At 47.5% G+C, this 17,560-nt stretch carries 16 protein-coding genes and 1 pseudogene; 9 read left to right on the forward strand and 8 right to left on the reverse strand.

Translation table 11 applies throughout. From position 1 onward, the window contains the following. Positions 1 to 26: 26 nt before the first annotated feature. Positions 27 to 1,379, reverse strand: a complete 1,353-nt coding sequence (locus MKY59_RS14920; RefSeq protein WP_339278398.1) for an MATE family efflux transporter — start codon at positions 1,377 to 1,379, stop codon at positions 27 to 29. A 142-nt stretch (positions 1,380 to 1,521) separates the two neighbouring features. Here MKY59_RS14920 and MKY59_RS14925 point away from each other — a divergent pair, with 142 nt between their 5' ends. Beyond that, positions 1,522 to 2,205, forward strand: a complete 684-nt coding sequence (locus tag MKY59_RS14925) for a TetR/AcrR family transcriptional regulator C-terminal domain-containing protein (protein WP_339278206.1) — start codon at positions 1,522 to 1,524, stop codon at positions 2,203 to 2,205. Positions 2,206 to 2,328: 123 nt separating this feature from the next. On the opposite strand, the gene fabF is transcribed toward MKY59_RS14925, so the two are convergent. After that, positions 2,329 to 3,576 (reverse strand): beta-ketoacyl-ACP synthase II, encoded by a 1,248-nt coding sequence (gene fabF, locus MKY59_RS14930; protein WP_339278207.1) that lies wholly within the window; start codon positions 3,574 to 3,576, stop codon positions 2,329 to 2,331. Between the two features lie 142 nt (positions 3,577 to 3,718). Here fabF and MKY59_RS14935 point away from each other — a divergent pair, with 142 nt between their 5' ends. The 4 genes from MKY59_RS14935 (at position 3,719) to MKY59_RS14950 (ending at position 6,619) form a co-directional block, all read left to right on the forward strand. Beyond that, positions 3,719 to 4,546: a helix-turn-helix transcriptional regulator gene (locus tag MKY59_RS14935; RefSeq protein WP_236414071.1), complete on the forward strand. Its 828-nt coding sequence runs from the start codon at positions 3,719 to 3,721 to the stop codon at positions 4,544 to 4,546. 181 nt (positions 4,547 to 4,727) lie between these two features. Continuing rightward, the gene (locus MKY59_RS14940; protein ID WP_339278208.1) at positions 4,728 to 5,294 is read left to right on the forward strand and encodes a TetR/AcrR family transcriptional regulator; all 567 of its coding nucleotides are present in this window, start codon (positions 4,728 to 4,730) and stop codon (positions 5,292 to 5,294) included. A gap of 2 nt (positions 5,295 to 5,296) precedes the next feature. Then, positions 5,297 to 5,716 (forward strand): DUF3995 domain-containing protein, encoded by a 420-nt coding sequence (locus MKY59_RS14945; RefSeq protein ID WP_339278209.1) that lies wholly within the window; start codon positions 5,297 to 5,299, stop codon positions 5,714 to 5,716. A 192-nt stretch (positions 5,717 to 5,908) separates the two neighbouring features. Further along, positions 5,909 to 6,619: a VTT domain-containing protein gene (locus tag MKY59_RS14950; RefSeq protein WP_339278210.1), complete on the forward strand. Its 711-nt coding sequence runs from the start codon at positions 5,909 to 5,911 to the stop codon at positions 6,617 to 6,619. Positions 6,620 to 6,630: 11 nt separating this feature from the next. On the opposite strand, the gene MKY59_RS14955 is transcribed toward MKY59_RS14950, so the two are convergent. Both MKY59_RS14955 and MKY59_RS14960 read right to left on the reverse strand, forming a co-directional pair. After that, positions 6,631 to 7,089, reverse strand: a complete 459-nt coding sequence (locus MKY59_RS14955) for an AraC family transcriptional regulator (RefSeq protein WP_339278399.1) — start codon at positions 7,087 to 7,089, stop codon at positions 6,631 to 6,633. A 117-nt stretch (positions 7,090 to 7,206) separates the two neighbouring features. After that, positions 7,207 to 7,512: pseudogene (locus MKY59_RS14960) on the reverse strand (AraC family ligand binding domain-containing protein); the annotation flags it as partial. Between the two features lie 171 nt (positions 7,513 to 7,683). Here MKY59_RS14960 and MKY59_RS14965 point away from each other — a divergent pair. Next, complete coding sequence (locus MKY59_RS14965) at positions 7,684 to 8,838, forward strand: Gfo/Idh/MocA family oxidoreductase (RefSeq protein WP_339278211.1); 1,155 nt, start codon at positions 7,684 to 7,686, stop codon at positions 8,836 to 8,838. A gap of 223 nt (positions 8,839 to 9,061) precedes the next feature. Here MKY59_RS14965 and MKY59_RS14970 read toward each other — a convergent pair whose 3' ends face one another. Beyond that, positions 9,062 to 9,742: a helicase C-terminal domain-containing protein gene (locus MKY59_RS14970; protein WP_339278212.1), complete on the reverse strand. Its 681-nt coding sequence runs from the start codon at positions 9,740 to 9,742 to the stop codon at positions 9,062 to 9,064. A 136-nt stretch (positions 9,743 to 9,878) separates the two neighbouring features. Next, positions 9,879 to 11,081: a DEAD/DEAH box helicase gene (locus MKY59_RS14975; protein WP_339278213.1), complete on the reverse strand. Its 1,203-nt coding sequence runs from the start codon at positions 11,079 to 11,081 to the stop codon at positions 9,879 to 9,881. 181 nt (positions 11,082 to 11,262) lie between these two features. Between MKY59_RS14975 and MKY59_RS14980 the strand changes: the two genes are divergently transcribed. Together MKY59_RS14980 and MKY59_RS14985 are read left to right on the forward strand one after the other, a co-directional pair. Then, positions 11,263 to 13,524 (forward strand): glycoside hydrolase family 3 N-terminal domain-containing protein, encoded by a 2,262-nt coding sequence (locus MKY59_RS14980; protein WP_339278214.1) that lies wholly within the window; start codon positions 11,263 to 11,265, stop codon positions 13,522 to 13,524. Between the two features lie 186 nt (positions 13,525 to 13,710). Next, positions 13,711 to 14,442 carry a collagen-like protein gene (locus tag MKY59_RS14985; RefSeq protein ID WP_236414372.1) on the forward strand — a complete coding sequence of 244 codons (732 nt, stop codon included), beginning with the start codon at positions 13,711 to 13,713 and terminating at the stop codon, positions 14,440 to 14,442. A gap of 480 nt (positions 14,443 to 14,922) precedes the next feature. On the opposite strand, the gene MKY59_RS14990 is transcribed toward MKY59_RS14985, so the two are convergent. Continuing rightward, complete coding sequence (locus MKY59_RS14990) at positions 14,923 to 15,801, reverse strand: cation diffusion facilitator family transporter (protein WP_339278400.1); 879 nt, start codon at positions 15,799 to 15,801, stop codon at positions 14,923 to 14,925. Between the two features lie 181 nt (positions 15,802 to 15,982). Here MKY59_RS14990 and MKY59_RS14995 point away from each other — a divergent pair, with 181 nt between their 5' ends. Next, entirely contained in the window at positions 15,983 to 17,035 is a 1,053-nt protein-coding gene (locus MKY59_RS14995; protein WP_339278215.1) for an NAD(P)/FAD-dependent oxidoreductase, read from the forward strand. Between the two features lie 121 nt (positions 17,036 to 17,156). On the opposite strand, the gene MKY59_RS15000 is transcribed toward MKY59_RS14995, so the two are convergent. After that, positions 17,157 to 17,507, reverse strand: a complete 351-nt coding sequence (locus tag MKY59_RS15000) for a darcynin family protein (RefSeq protein WP_236414083.1) — start codon at positions 17,505 to 17,507, stop codon at positions 17,157 to 17,159. Positions 17,508 to 17,560: the final 53 nt, after the last annotated feature.

Here is a 17,560-nt window from a genome sequence, read left to right on the forward strand (position 1 = left end):
GCTTGCTTCAAATTACCGATGGGTTTTTATTGCGCAATAGCCTCCAATTCCGGCTGCAATTTGTTTCGCAGAAGAAACATCATGGCCGCACCCACAAGGAATGCCACAGCATCGGCAATGACGAGCGACCAGACCACGCCGTGGAAACCGTTCGTATGATTGGCGATAAAGAGCACCGGAATCAAGGTAACGCCTTGAATAATAGACATTATAAATGCGGCGGTTCCTTGTGCTGTTGCCTGGAAAATACCCGTGAACAGCGTCGTCATTCCTGAGATGAACAGGGATAAAAACGTCACATGAAGAATGTAGCTGCCCATTTCAATGAGCTGCGGATCACTCGTAAACAACCCGATTAAATGATCGGAGATCAGATAAACGATGACGCCGAAGCCGACGGCTAACGCAACCATGGTTTTGATCGTAAATCCTATCGTTTGTTTCATCCGCAGTTTATTCGCCGTAAAAGTGAAAGCGATGAGCGGCACGACTCCCTCGCATAAACCCATCAAAATAAACTCGGGGAATTGCAGCAGACGTGATGATATTCCGTACCCTGCCACGGCCTGATCCCCATAATCGGCAAGAAAATGGTTCAGCACGAGTGACATGGCACCCAGGAAGATACTCATTATAAACACGGGAACGCCGATTTTGAGCACATTGCCGAGAATGTCCTTGCTGACCTTGAACCATTTTGCCGAGATGGTCAGGAAACGGCTTTTTGTTCCCATATGGAAGGCGTAGAACGCACTCGCAACCAGATTCGAGATAACCGTGGCCGATGCCACGCCGATGATGCCCCAATGAAAGACGTAGATGACCACGGCATCCAGAATGATATTTACGACCACGCTAAGGATCATACCAGCCATCGATGCCATGGCTGCTCCCTCCGAGCGCACGATATTTTCCAGCGTGAAAAACAAGATCACGAATGGCGAGCCGATCAGCATCACGGTGACATATTGTTTCGTGAATTCAAAAGCTTCCGGCGTTGCTCCCAAACCATGAACGATCGGATCGATTAACGGAAGGCCGACGGCCATCACGATCAAACCGAGAACTAAACTGCTATAAAAGGCAAAGGAAGACACATGTTTTACGTCATCATACTTGTGTTCACCTAATAGACGGGAGATGAAGGTACCGCTGCCCATGCCAATCAAGCTGCCTAATGCCATAATGGCGGCGAATAAAGGCAAGGTAAGCGCAAGGGCGGTTAACATGGCCGTATTGCCCAGCGTCCCCAGGAAATAGGCATTCAAGATGGAGTATATGACATTCATTGATGTGCCGAGCATCATGGGAATCGCAAAATGAGCTACGGCTTTGGTGATCGGTGCTTTTTCAAAGTAATGGAGATGTTCTGCATCCATGCGGATCACTACTTTCTTCATGTATTTTGTTCTTATGGTAATCTAACAGTGTTAGATTGTACCTTACGGTGTAAGATGATATCATGAACGTATGAACCTGTAAAGTAAAACTTACACTGTTAGATAAAAGGGCGGGTAATGGATGAAAAAACAACAGCCTCAAATCTCGGAAGATAAAATATTGGAAGCTTCGTGGGCGCTTCTGGGGGAGGAGGGCATCGAGAAATTCAGCATGCGACGATTGGCCGACCGTTTGGGAATACAGGCTCCGTCCATATACTGGTACTTTAAGAGCAAGCAGAATCTCTACCAACGTCTGGCCAACCAGATATCGAAAATCATTCTGGAGGAGTTCCACTCCGATGGGGATTGGAAAGAGCAGATGGAGGGAATTGCCGTCACGATACGAAATGTGCTCAGCCGGTATCCCTGCTCCACACAGCTCATGATGATGACGCTGCCTCATGAGCCGGACATGATCCGATTCACCAACAGGATGCTGCTCTGCATCGAATCGACGCCACTTGAGCAAGAGCAGAAATTGCAAGCCGTGATTACGCTTACGAACTATGTGTTCTACTTCGTTCTGGATGATTATCAGCATCAGCGCAATATTACCGTGATGCTGGAGGACGAGGGAGTTGTTCCGGGCGGGCAAATGACCGCTCTTCTGGACTCGATGAGCGAAGCAGAAGCGGGATTGTTCCGTGGGATGTACAAGAGCGGATTGTTTGAGGTGATGGGGACCGATCAGGCGTTTGAATTCGGCTTGAGGCTGATTCTGCTGGGAATTGAGCAGGTGATTAAGGAGCATGAAAAGAAATAGAACGTAAAAAACCGCTCATCCGGCGATCGGATGGGCGGTTGTTATGAAATTTTGCAATGATATAATCCGCAAGAAACATACACACGTTAACGGAAAGGCAAGGCGGAACCGGCTGCAGTTTCTTTAAATCATAAGATCATCAACGGTTTTTAACAAGATGGAGGCGTTATGCCCGCCAAACCCAAAGGAATTTGACATACCGATCTTTAAATTTGCCGTTCTGGCGCGATTCGGAACATAATCCAAGTCGCATTCGGAATCTGGCGATTCCAGGTTAATCGTCGGCGGGATGACACCCTGTTGCAAGGTTTTTACGAGGGCAATGGCTTCTACCGCCCCCGAAGCGCCAAACATATGGCCTGTCATCGATTTATTTGCAGTCACGGGGATGTGATAAGCCTGTTTGCCAAAAACCTGTTTTAATGCTGCTGTTTCAGAGCGGTCTCCAACCACTGTACTCGTTGCGTGGGCACTGATGACATCTACCTGCTCGGGGGAAAGCTGTGCTTCCGACAAAGCAGAACTCATCGCTCTTGCTGCACCTTCGCCGTCCGGCGGCGTAGCAACCATGTGATAGGCATCTGAACTAGCTCCATAACCGATGACTTCCGCAAGGATATTGGCCTTTCTTCGCAGAGCATGCGTGAGTGATTCGATAATCAGGATGCCGGAGCCTTCTGCCATCACAAACCCATCACGATTGGCATCGAATGGACGGCTCGCCCGTTCCGGTTCCGTATTTCGCGTGGACAATGCGGTTGCATTGGCAAAACTGGCCAAGGCAATATCGGTCACGGCCGCTTCCGCTCCACCTGCAATAATGACGTCCGAACGTCCGGATTGGATATTGTAAAAGGCTTCTCCGATCGCGGTATTTCCAATCGAACACGCGGTTACAGGCGACATGGTGGAGCCTTTCGCTCCGTATCGAATGCTGATGAATGCCGCCGCCATATTTGAAATCATCATGGGCACAAGGGTGGGGCTAATTCGCCCCGGTCCCCGCTGTTTAAGGACATGGCTTTGATCCATCAACGTTTGAATTCCTCCGACGCCTGATCCAACATAGACGCCCATTCGATTTCTATCCACCGTATCCAGATCCAGACCCGAATGCTGTATGGCTTCTTCCGCAGCTGCAAGGGCGAATTGACAGAATCGATCCATTTTGCGGGCTTCTTTGATGCCAAAGAGCAACGTTGGATCAAAATCACGAACGACACCGGCAATCTTCACTTTATGATCGGATGAATCCAATATATCCAATGCAGAAATCCCCGATTTACCCTTAATAAGATTAGACCAAAATTGTTCTACATTGTTGCCGAGAGGGGAGATTACGCCCATTCCTGTAATTACGACTCTTTCCATAAATCAGATCCTCCTGAACGCAAATAAATTTGTGATTTACGGATATCATGTCATGGTGTGTATCCTATTACAAGTTGTAGTTTATCCTAGTATAATTACTACTATCATCATTTCCGTATAAAAGCGTACAAGGAGGCCAGTAATGAATCGTCAAGTCAGACTGCAGGAACTATCGACATTTTTAAAAGCAAAACGTGCCCGGATTTCTCCCGAATCCGCAGGTTTTCCGGAAGGTCAGCGAAGAAGAACGCCAGGGCTGCGAAGAGAGGAAGTCGCCCAACTGGCAGGGGTGAGCACGACGTGGTATACCTGGCTTGAACAAGGGCGAGAGATCAAGGTTTCTTCTTCCGTGCTGGACAGTGTGGCTAACGCGCTCCAATTAACTGCCGATGAGCGGAGATATGTATACTCCTTATCATTGGAGGCGGGGAGTACAGCTTCTTCTCCCATGAAAGAACGGCCGCCAATCGTAAGTCCTTCTTTGGAAAAAATCATTACGGAGTTAAGCTATTGTCCGGCCATCATTTCGGATCGAAAGTGTCGAATTGTAGGATGGAATCGGGCCGCCGCCTATGTATTTCTGGACTTTGATCAGCTTCCCGATGAAGAACGGAATATGATATCCTTGCTGTTCTCCCGCCGGGAATTTAAACGTTTGGCCGTGAATTGGGAGCAATTTGCCAATGAATTTCTTGCGATGTTTCGTTCGTATTATGGCCAGCATGTTGAAGATGAGTGGTATGAACAGTTTCTGAATAACATGAAAGAGCGTCATCCCGAATTCGATGAAATGTGGAAGCAGAGCCCTGTCAATTATGCCCCGGATGTGCACCTGGAGTTCAGGCATGCCAAAGCAGGAAAAATGATATTTGAGCTAACGTCCCTTCAAGTGTACGGTGAACATGATTTGCGCTGCAGCATTTACACGCCTGACAAAAAAACGGAAGAAAAATTGATCAGCATGATGTAAGAGAGAGCTTCGTGATTCCATTGAAAGTCGCTAATTTAGCGGCTTTTTTTACTGTGGTCGCGGCGTATTCTCGTTTAAAAGGACACCATGCTCATGGAGCAGTTGGACAGTAAGCTGGATTCGTTGTATAATAATCCCAAAATTTCTGTACGATACCGTACAGAAAAAGGAGAGGAACTTCTTGCCAAAGGTGCTAGTTACAGAAGAGCAATGGATCCAGCTCGGAATCGAGAAATTTTCGCAATCCGGGCTGGATGGCCTGGTCATCGAGAGAATGTCATCGGAATTGGGCTGCAGCAAGAGCAGTTTTTATTGGTACTTCAGAAATCGGAACGAGTATATCACCAAACTGGTGGAACGATGGGTCGAGCTATCGACCAATGAGGTCATCCTTCAGTCCTCCTTGGCCATAAATCCGGAGGATCGATTAACTTATTTGCTCCAGCAAATGTTCTCTGCAACGGGTAAAGGTGACTTTTTGTTTTTCTTCCGAAAGCTGGGGAGTAACCATGCAAACTTCCAAGAGATGCTGGAGAAGATTGAGCAAACAAGGATCGATTACGCTGTGCAGGTTTTAGAAAGCATGGGGATGACGACCTTAAACGCCCAACAAAAAGCCTTTATCCTATACCACTATTATTTAGGCTGGTATGAGCGCTTCAAAAACAGACAGGTAGAAAAGGACGAATTGCAACAGCATATCGACACGCTGAAAGCTCAATTGTTGAGTTCATCTTTGGAGGGATGACAATGAATGTGATGGCATGGATGCTGGGAACGATTTTATTTTTACTCGGCGGTCTACATATCTATTGGATCGTAGGCGGGAAATTCGGAGCTTTGGCGGCTATTCCAAGCAATGGCTCGGAATTGTTGTTCAAACCGAAGAAAGCAGGCACGGCCTTTGTGGCAGGAGCATTAATTTTTTCAGGATACATTGCATTAGCTCTTGGGGAGGTTGTTCATACCTTCATTCTGGCAGAATGGATGGTCAGCACCGGCGGCTGGATCATCGCGCTCGTGTTTTTCATCAGAACGATTGGAGACTTTCATTGGGTCGGTTTCTTTAAAAAGAAAAAAGGAACGTTGTTTGCCCATTGGGATACACGACTTTATTCCCCGCTATGTTTGTTCATCGCGATCCTTTGGGTGACTCTATTGATGAGATAGATGCCTTAGTCAGGTCAACAGCACAGTTTGTATGCATTCCCCTTATATTTCGCATAAAATAGAAAGGAAACCATCGACATCTTTAGAAAATTTCATTGTATGCCAGTGTCGGTATGGTACATGGATTATTAAAAAGGGACCGCGCATCATTGTTGGAGGTGGCTCACGTGAAGAGAAGGCATGGTGTACCCCATGTTTAAATGGATGCTGAACTCCCGTTTAGTCAAGTTTGGTTTCCTATTGATCGGACTCATCGTACTTTTTTATTCTTGGGAATCATTCCAGCATATTGATCTTAAAGGGTGGCTGTTGGAACCCAAGGAGTGGTGGATCGTTTGGGCCGTCCTGTGGGGACTGTCTCTCGTTAAATCCATCCTTTTTTTCTTGCCCATTCAACTGGTTTACGTTACTTCTGGAATATATTTTCCTATGGAAACGGCAGCACTTCTTTGCCTGCTGGGCCTGGTGCTGGAGATGACGATCACTTATTTTATAGGCATCAAGGCTGGGAGAAAAACGGTTGCTCGCTTCATATCGAAGGAAAACAAATGGAGCAAATGGTTCAATACCTACAAACAACATGAATTCTCAGGCATGTTCTGGGCAAGGCTTACTCCGTTCTCGATTGAAGCAATCAGTTTATTGTTAGGAGCTGCCGGGGCGAAGTATAAACCGTACATCATCGCTTCCACGCTCGGTTCGCTGCCTAAAATTGTTTTCTTTGTCATGATCGGCTCAATCATCAGCCAAGGAGAGGTCGGTGCATCCCTGTTGACTTTTCTGCTCATGACATTGGGGTGGTGCATCGTCATCGCATTTTTGATCGGACGAAAGCAGATTGTTTGGAGAAAGCAAACCAAACAGAACACTTCAAATACGTTGAACAGTTACGATGGGAAGTAACGGGGTTACGTTTATTCAAGACGAAACGAATGGTCGACCCACCTTTTACGGTACTGATGGGGCGTGACGTCCATCTGTTCTTTGAATAATTTGCAGAAATACGACACATTGGTCAAACCGATTTCCTCGGCAATGAGCGCGATCGGTTTGTTTGTCGTCGTCAGCAATTGAACAGACTGATGAATCCTTCGAGCAGCAATATATTGCGATATGCTGACTCCGGTTGCTTCTTTGAATAAATGCGAAAGGTGATAGGAAGAAAGGTGCAGCGATTGAGCCAGATCGTGCAAGCGATAGGGTACATGATAGTTTTTTTCGATCCAGTTCAGGATGCGCTCGACCTGGTGGTTTTTGCGTCCGGCAGGAGAAGCTGCCGAATTTCCCTCAAAGTCATTCCATAACGGTTTGAGATGATGAAAGAAATTCACAAGAAACAGTGAAATTTCCTCCGTACGATTCGATTCGTCCAAATAAGGTATACGCTCCTGAAAGTTTTTAAATTGATGCACCAAGATATGCTGATCGCTCAGGTCGTAGAGGCAGGGAGAGGGGAGTTTCCCTAAATAAATATGCTTAAAGAAAGCATGTAAAACAGGCCATTTCTCGAAGTAGGCTTCAAACATGGAGGGTTCGAAAACGGCCAAAGACCGTTCAAAACATCGGTTATTCGAGTAGTCCAATTTGAGATGATGAAGCTGAAAAGGCTGAAAAATGCAAAGCATGCCCGGTTTAATCTCATAGCTTCGGTTATTCACGATCATCGTTCCGCTTCCTTCATGGATAAATAACAACTCAATGCCTAAATGGGAATGGAACGTTTCGTTGTTTGCGCTTTTGCGTCTATACGCGAAATGAATGGAGTGTTTATTGAAATCGTAGAGATCATATCGCACATCGGATTACCTCGCTTTGCACGGTTTATTTTTCCATGAGTTCACTATAACGAAGCGTTCCAAAAACAGCAATATAGCGTTATTTTATCCACATTACAGGATCACAATGGACCCTCTCCCTGAGGTACTATTTTGTTGAAGACATCAACGGAGTAAGAGGAGGGATTCACCATGTTAAAGATTGCGATTATAGGCGCAGGAGCCATTGCCAACGCGCATATCAACAGTTATTTGCAATTTAAGGAACGCTGCGAGATTGTTGCCCTGTGCGATTTGTATCCCGACAAGGCCGAAGCGAAGAAAAACGAGTTTGGATTGAACGCCAAAGTTGTTAGCGATTACAAAGAACTGCTTGATAAGGAAATCGATCTGATTTCGGTCTGTTTACCTCCTTATGCGCATGCACCGGTTACGGTGGATTTTCTGAATGCAGGAAGTCATGTTCTGGTGGAGAAGCCGATGGCATCTTCCTTGGAGGAATGCGATCTCATGATCGAAGCAGCGCAGAAGAGCGGCAAAATACTGTCGGTTGTGGCGCAGAACCGGTTCACCAATCCGATCATGAAACTGAAACAAATGCTGGATACCGGACTTGCCGGTCCGATCCTGCATGCTCAGGTCGATTCCTTCTGGTGGCGCGGTCATTGCTACTACGATCTCTGGTGGCGTGGTACATGGGAAAAAGAGGGAGGAGGTTGCACGCTGAACCATGCGGTGCATCATATTGATGCTTTGCTATGGATGATGGGACGCCCCGATCAAGTTCAAGCGTTCATGAGCAATGTGGCGCACGACAATGCGGAAGTCGAAGATTTATCCATTGCGATGCTTCGTTATCCGAATGGTGCATTGGGACAAATCACGAGTTCGGTCATCCATCATGGCGAACAGCAGCAGTTCATCTTCCAAGGACGGGATGCCCGAATCTCTGCGCCTTGGAAAATCACCGCTTCATTGTCCAGACCCAATGGTTTTCCGGAAAAGAATGCCGAGCTCGAAGAGCAGCTTCAACAAGCATACGACCGTTTACCGAATTTGCCGTACGAGGGGCATTCCGCCCAAATCGACAATGTCTTGCATGCCATCGAGTCAGGGGAACCACCGTTGATTGACGGCAGTAGCGGCCGCAGTACGTTGGAACTGATTATGGCCATTTACAAATCGGCGAGCACCGGAGAGAATGTCAAGCTTCCACTCGTCGCCGGCGATCCGTTCTACACGCGAGCAGGCGTCCAGCAGAATGCCATCCATTTTTACGAGAAAAGCGGTTATGTTGAAAATTTTGCCGCGGATGAGCAGATTACGATCGGCACAACGAAGGAATAGCCAATCTTATCATTCGAGGTGGACCGGAAAAACAAGAGGGTTGCTCTCTAAAGCGGCCCTCTTATCATGTGTCTTTTCTCAATTCCCCCAATTGTGGTCGCCCTCCGAGGATGATCTTTATCTTCGCTATGCTATCGCCTGCTTGGCGGTATTTTCAACGTTTGCAAGTCAGAACCCTTCGGCGTATAACGATACAGGCAAATTTAGCAGGTTTGTTCCCATCTCAAACACGGCGTTTTATGCCCTTTTGTTGGACAAACCTCTCCAGAACCGAAAAATCCTCGGTCACGTTCTTAAACGGCAACGTTTCCAGCACCTGTTCCCGGTAATTTTTTTTTGCCGCTCCGCTGAGACGCGAATCGAGGATGCTAAGTACGCCAAGATCCGTTTCGCTGCGAATCAAACGTCCGCTTCCTTGCCGTAACCGAAGAAGCATGTCCGGCACAAATACGTCCATGAACGGATTCTCCGCCACCAATGACTTATATTCATAAATGGGATCCGACGGAACGGGAAAGGGCAGCCGGAAAATAATGACCTGCGACAGGTCGGAGCCTTCGATATTCACGCCTTCCCAGAAAACACCGGTACTCAGAAGCACACCTTTGCTTGCCCGAAATTCAGTGATCACGCCGTCCTGGGAAGATCCCTCTTTTTGAATATGCACTGCCCATGCATGCGTATTGGCACTCGACATCAGCTTCTTGTGAATATACTTCATGTCTTCCTTGGCTGAAAAAAGGACCAATGTTCGTCCTTGCGTCAGATTACAGAGTTTGACCATTTCTTTGTAGGCTGATTCAAGGTAGATTTCACGCCGATCATGATGATAGTGCGGAACATGGTTCGAAATGTACATCATGGCATGATTGGTGTAATCGAAAGGGGATGGTTTGCGGTCCATATAATCCCCCCTGTAACCAAGCGATTGCGTCAAATAAGAGTATTGTTCTTCCAGCGTTTCCCCGCCCTGGCACATCGTTGCAGACGTGAGGATCACCGAAGTCTTGCCGTGAAATAAAGTATGTTTCAGAAACTGGCTAATATCTTTGGGACAGATGCTGACCGTGGCTTCCTGCAGAGGTTTGCTTGCCCATATGAGAGTTGTCCTCCGCTCTAGCCAGAACATCGATGAGGGAGATAAGCCCGTTCATGGCTTCATAAACGTCATCGATCTCACGTTCGTTGCGGGAGGTCAAAACCGATAGGCTGAGACTCAGGTCTTTCAACACATGCGAGACTCGAGTCAACGGCGTTTCTTTGATCTCGGATACTTTGATCCGGTCGCTGTCCTGTTTGGCCGCACGGAGCAAGTCCGTGCCGATCTGTTTGAAAATGCGTTCAACGCATTTTTTCAGAAATTTGGATTGCGAAAGAAGGCTTTTATCCCCGGATTTCTTCATGAGCAATTGCACAGTATCGTCCAGAATGCGGCAGATTCCTCGAAAAGTGAACTCCAGAGTTCGTGCGTCTCTAACTTTGGCTTCCAGATTATGAGCTTCATCAATGACAATCAGAGCCGGCCGTTCCGTAATAAGGCCTCGGGTTCCTTCTTTTTTCTTCATCAAATCCTGGATGAGCAGGTCCTGATTCACGATTATAAAATCGATTTCATTTACCCTTGCATTGATTTTGGCACGCATATCGTAAAATAAGCAGCCATTTTTATGATGGCAGCGTTCGAATTTGCAATCGTTCACGGAAACATTGGACCATTCGGCATCACGAATGCCGCCCTTTATATCCGCTCTTTCGTCAATCTCAAAATTTAATACACGCTGTGCAAGGGTAGAGAAGGGGGAGCCTGGATCATCAGGGTTGAATAATTCCGCTGCCCTGTTTCGGCAGGCATACTGGCCCATGCCTTTCCCTACGACAGAGCGAACCGTTGTAAAGCCTAACCGGCTGCCGATGATCCTAAGGTCTTTATGTATCTGTTCCGAAAGCTGAATGGAGGATGTTGCGATAATAATCGGTTGGCGCGATACCTGATTAATGAGCAGGCCGGGAATGAGATATCCGAAGGACTTGCCGATACCAACCCCGGCTTCAATCATGGCGTTGCGTCCATTAATATAAGCATCAGCTATATCCAGTGACATATCCTGCTGCCCGACCCGCTCTCGGAGGCCCATTCGGGGAAACCGGTCATACACTCGGAAGATGGCTTCAACCAACGAGCGCTCGAGGTCCTTTTTCGGCTCCCGCTTCTGTGAAGTATAGAGTTCATTTAACCAATTCATAACGATCACCTCTTTTCCAAATGAAAATCATCCTTTTTGGATATTTATAGTGAAACTTTAATTATCTTTGAAGCCGCCGCCACAGTCAAGTGTTCGGAATGGCAAAATGGCTGAACGCAACAAAATCGGTTCAACAGCGTCTATTGAGCATAAATAGAGAACATCAACGGGAGTGAAACAGATGCATATCAAACGGTTGACGATCATCGGTGCCGTACTCGGCTCCATGTTTTTATGGGCAGGAAGCGTGGCTGCGAACGAGCGCTTTACCGATCTGCAGCATTCGAAGTGGGCCGAAGACGGTATCGAATATATGGCTAAACGGGGAACCGTGGCCGGATACGGCAATGGGAAATTCAAGCCCGCAGCGCCTGTGACAAGGGCGCAAGCGGTCACTTTTATGGTACGGGAGCTTTATTCGCAGCAGCTTGAGAAGCCGGTGCAGGGTACGACATATGGGGATGTTCCGACAACACACCCCTTTTACCGGGAAATCGCCATCGCGGCCAAAAACGGTCTTGCCAGCGGGTTTCCGGACGGAACCTTCCATCCGGATGCACCTCTTAGCCGCGCAGAGACGGCGGCATTCCTTACACGCGCATATTTACTCGTCGAAGGCAAGCAGCCTGCCAATTGGTCGGATACGGAAAAGCACTGGGCCGCAGCGCCGATTCTCATCATGAGCTCGAACGGTTTGGTCGGCGGATATGCGGATGGAACCTATCGTCCGAATCGTACGGTCACGCGTGCGGAGTTTGCCGTATTTATGTCGCGCGTGATTCGGTTTGAACGTGAATCAGCTATTCGGGCACAAGATTGGGACAAGTTGATTTCATATATGACCGTGAGCGAGCAGGTTGGCCAAATGCTCATGCCTGACATTCGGCAATGGAACGGTAAGGTGACAACAACTGTTAATGATGGTTTGAAAAGCAGCATCCATGATCAAGATTTGGGCGGTTTGATCCTTTTCGATAAAAATATTGTAGACGCTAAACAGGTCACAATATTCACGCACAATCTGCAAAACGAAGCAGGCGACATTCCGTTGTTTCTAGGTATCGACCAAGAAGGCGGCGTCATAAAACGAATTCCTGGCGGGACGAATCTGCCGGGGCAAATGGCCCTTGGCGCCACAGGGGATGCGGCACTGGCCGAAGCGGCCGGACAGCTGACAGGAGAAGAGCTGAAGGCGCTCGGACTGAACCTCAACTTTGCGCCTGTGCTCGACATAAACAGCAACCCGGACAATCCGATCATCGGCATGCGTTCGTTCGGCTCGAGTGCGGATTTGGTGACGCGGTTTGGTCTCGCAACGATCAAGGGACTGCGTCAATCGGGCGTGATCGCGGCAGTCAAGCATTTTCCGGGCCATGGCGATACAACGGTGGATTCCCATCTCGGAATGCCTGTGTTGACGCATCATCGGGAACGGCTTGATGCGGTGGAACTGAAACCGTTCCAGGCTGCGATCGAGAATGGGGTGGATATGATCATGACTGCGCATATTGCTTTTCCTGCGATCGATAATGAACAGGTCACTTCGCTCAAAGACGGAAGCCGTGTGCCGATCCCTGCCACATTATCCAAAAAAGTGCTCACCGGGTTACTTCGCGAAGAGATGGGATATGAGGGTCTCATCATTTCCGATGCCTTCACCATGAAGGCCATTGCAGCGCATTTCGGGGAAAATAAAGCGGTGGAACGCGCCGTCTCTGCAGGCGTGGATATCATCCTGATGCCACAAGATTCGGAAGCCGCTCATCAGACGCTGGTGAACGCGGTGAAGGACGGGACGATCCCGACCCAAACCATCCATGCGTCCGTTAAACGAATTTTGGAGCTGAAATCGAAATATGGTTTGTTCGAACCTGGCCCAAGCCTTGCCCAAAAGTTAGCCGACCTTAAACAGGTCATCGGAACAGAGGAGCATCGCACGGTGGAGCGGAAAATTGCAGAAAAAGCCGTCACCTTATTGGCGAGCCGCGACGGTTTACATCCGGACCCGATCCATCAGGGCGACCGCGTTGTGATCGTTGCAGCCGAGGAAGAGCAGGCAAAACAGCTGGAGAAACAACTGAAGCAAGCCACAGATGACTTGTCGTTCAAAACGGAAATTTCCGTGATCGACCAAGGACAAACCAACGCTGCCATGCAAGCGATCAATCAGGCTGATTACGTTATTCTGGCCTCCTACCAATTCCGCAATGTGGCCAGTCAGTTCGGATGGAATGAGGTTCAATCCTTGATCGACGAGATGAACAAGCGGAATAAGCGTTACACGTTGTTATCGCTAGGGAACCCATACGAGATGGTCTATTTGCAAAACGTGCGCTCCGCGCTTGCCGTTTACGGGAAGCAGGAGCCGAATACGGCAGCCGGAACGAAAGTCTTGCTTGGCCAACTGGAAGCGACCGGGGTGCTGCCGGTGCAAACGGATTGAGATGTATGCTATCCGGGATAAGTCCGGGTTGTTACCAAAAAGCCCCCGCCTTGAAGGCGGGGGCGGTTTAATATAGACAACTATTCCCATAATGGGCCTGTAATTATCAGAATTATAGTTAATTGTCTATGCCCCCCCGTGATTTTTACACATAGTATGTGGAGAAATATCACGGAGGTGAGTTCATTGATAAAACGTCATGGAAAACTGATTGGTAAACGTAAATTAAAAAAACATGTGCATTGTGCTAAGGTTAAGGTGGTAAAAGTTAGACCAAAAATTGTTGTTAATGCACCGCAAGGCGCACAAGGGGTTCCTGGCCCGCAAGGACCTATAGGTCCGATAGGTCCAATCGGGGCCACTGGCGCACAAGGGATACCAGGCCCTGCCGGCCCGCAAGGACTTCCTGGCCCCGTCGGTCCTGTCGGCCCCGTCGGCCCTGCTGGAGCAACAGGCCCCGCCGGCCCTGCCGGAGCAACAGGCCCTGCCGGTCCTGCCGGCCCTACTGGAGCCGGAATATCCGATTTCTTGAGCGTATTCCGGGCAGATCCGGGCACAGGTACGGACACCGTTCCAGGAAACGCGCCCATAACTTTAACCGGCGTTTTGGCTAATGTTGGAGGTGCATTTACCTTCGTGCCGCCATCCCCGACGATCACCATCAACGAAACAGGAAGCTACCTGATCTCTTTCACCATTCATAATCAGAGCAATGCTGATTTCAACCTCACAGTGAATGGAACGCCCATAACACCCGTGCCTTTCACGGGTAATGGAGGAGGACCCATATCTGCTGAAGTTATTATTACGGTCACAACAGTTCCGACGACGATCCAGCTTGTAAACGCGAGTGCAACTCCTGTACAGTTGCATAACAATCTAAATACCACTGTGACCATTCTGAAACTGGCTCCTTAACTTCGATTCTCAATATAGTTTATGTCTGCATAAAAATAAAAGATTATGTCTTTTATCCGGTCAATAAGTCTATTTATTCGAAAAGATAGTCTGAATGATCGGGGGCTGGAGAGCGGCGGGGCGAAAAAGCTAGAACATATCGCCCGCTGCTCTCTCCGTTACCGAAGGCAAACCCTCAAAATCTGGTAAGAATATCCCGGTGCCGGCAACTACCGAAGATATGAAGGTTACTGAAACCGTGGTCACGTTCAAGCTGGACAAGATACATAAGCAAGGGGAAGTTCTGTCCGGAACATGATCAGTCTAAAAAAACGACATCATGAATGTTTCACTCCTGCAAAACGGCTTGGAACTGGAGGTAAACGGTTGAGTATCCTGATATCAGCTTTTTCAGGTGAGAAAGATTACGATAGTATATGGTGAAAACATGGGAATGTGACCATTCGTATCGTTTCCGGATTATCCGAATTTTTGTTTTTTCTACATCCGTTCATGCTCGGGTTCAATATGAATCAAAATTTGGGCACGATGAAAAACTTGTTTAATGGCCTGCTCCATTTCATCGGAAAGTTGATGGGAAGTGATCACGCTCATGGTAGACGGGACGACAAGGTGAAAATCAATAATCTCCTCCGGACCGGATCGCCGGGTACGAAAGTTATGAACCTCGATGTATTTTTCCTCGAACGATTGAATAATGCGAAGGATGTTCTCTTCCTCCTCTTCGGACAATCGGGCATCGATCAGTGGTGGGAAGGATTCTTTCATCAATTTGTAAGCTTCTCGCATGATATAGAACGCCAGAATAATCCCAATGACCGGATCCAATATATGCCAGCCTGTGATCGTAACGAGCAATAAGCTAAACGCTACTCCTAGGGAGGTGAAAACATCCGTAAGTAAGTGCAGTGCATTTGATTTCATGGCGACTGAATTCATTTCTGCCGCTGTTTTTTTGAGCTTTCGCGCAACCCAATAATTGATGCCGGCTCCAATAAGCATAACAATGATTCCTAAATAGGGGAGTTCTAAGGGACTCGGATGGATGATTTTATGAACACACTCATAAATGATCCAAATGCCTGCCACAAAAATGAGTATGGTTTCGATCGTTCCAGAAACGTTCTCTACTTTTCCATGTCCATATGGATGCTGTTGATCTGCGGTGCGCCCGGAAATACGGATCGAAAAGAACGCAATGAGAGAAGCGGCCAAATCCAAAGCAGAATGGATCGCCTCGGAAATGATGGCCACCGACCCCGTCAAAAGTCCAACAACGAATTTGGATATAACGACAAAGGCATTGCTCATGACAGACAGAAATGCAACATTTGCCCCTTTCAAACGATCTACCTCCATTTGGAAATTAGTTTGCTGCCATCCGGATATTATGTTCACTATTTGGAATCCTTAATCACCAGAAGTCTCAAAGAACATGAAGCGTTATCTGATTCGTGCAACCGATGGTGTTGTCAAATGAGGAGCAAGATTTTATAATATATGAATAGTTGATCATATATTTATAAAAAGGATGATGATGATGTATGATGTATTGGTTGTTGGAGCGGGGCAGGCGGGTTTAGCAACCGGCTACTATTTAAAGGAGGCCGGGCTGAATTATTTAATGATCGATGCAGGATCCTCCATTGGCGACTCTTGGCGTAATCGGTACGACTCTTTGCAATTGTTTACTCCGAGAGCATATGACGCGTTACCGGGACTGCCGCTTCATGGCCATAAAAATACGCTCCCAAGCAAAAATGAAATAGCGGACTACCTGGAAGATTATGCCGCTTTTTTTAAACTTCCCGTCGTTTTGAATGTTCTCGCCAGACGTTTGTGGAAAAAAGACGGCATTTTTTACCTTGAAACAACAAAAGGCCTGTTTGAGGCCCGGAGTATCGTCATTGCCACAGGACCTTTTCATAGGGCAAACATCCCTGATTTTTCAAAACAGTTACCCGAAAATGTAATTCAATTCCACTCCTCTGAGTACAAAAATCCTTTACAGCTATCACCAGGCAGCACACTCGTTGTAGGCGGCGGTAATTCAGGAGCACAAATCGCGGCCGAGATTGCATTGCATGCCAAACAATCCGTGGCCATATCGATTTCCGGAACAATAAAGTACAAACCTCTTTATATTATGAAACGAAGCATATTCTGGTATTTTGAAAAACTCGGGATTCTCCGAGCGGGTGCGGATACCTTAAGGGGAGCGTGGTTGCGCAAACAACCTGAATACGTTTATGGATATGATTTAAAAAAACTCGTGCATAAGGGGAAAGTCCGTGTGTACCCTCGGACATTGCATGTTGAAGGACAACGCGTCATTTTCGAGGACCGGAACGAACTCGTTGTGGATAATGTGATTTGGGCTACGGGATTTAAACAAAATTACGCCTCATGGATGGATATTGAGGGAGCACTTAACTCCAATGGTGAGGCTGTACATAACGAGGGAGTATCACCGATCGATGGCCTTTACTTTGTCGGATTACCTTGGCAAACAGCCAGGGGATCAGCACTTATAGGCTGGGTAAAATACGATGCAGAACGAATTGTTTCTCATATCAAAAAATCAACATCTTAGTCTGTTGAGTGGGATCTCGGATTAAAGATGGCTGATGGAACAGCTTTCTGATGTTGCGGACACGTACTTAACCCGAGATGAGGGCCAGTACGTGTGCCGAATATCAACGATCACCTGCAGTTCAGACTTCCGTCTCTGGCAGTTGCAGTGCTTCCGTTTCATAGGCCTGATACGCATTCTCTATGCCCATAATAACGTCTTTAATTTTCATATATCCTTTGGTATACGGCTCCGAATCCCGAATTTCCTCCCACATATAGTGATATTGCTTCAAGTCCTCGGTCTCGCACACTACAAAATCAGTAAAATCCTTGCCAGGCAGAGCTTCCGCATCAAAAAACCTCACTTGCACAGATGGACTGTACTTGGATATGATCTCTTGCAAGCCACCCGCAAATGTTCTTCGCTCCTCCCGCGGCAGCGCCAACCAGGTTGGGTAGAACTCCAATAATACAATCATCATTTGTCGCATATTCATTCTCCTCGCTCAACTATGTTTTCGCTTTGCTGCCAACCCATTGTACC

This window comes from Paenibacillus sp. FSL W8-0426 (genome assembly GCF_037969725.1).
Classification (GTDB): Bacteria; Bacillota; Bacilli; order Paenibacillales; family Paenibacillaceae; genus Paenibacillus; species Paenibacillus hubeiensis.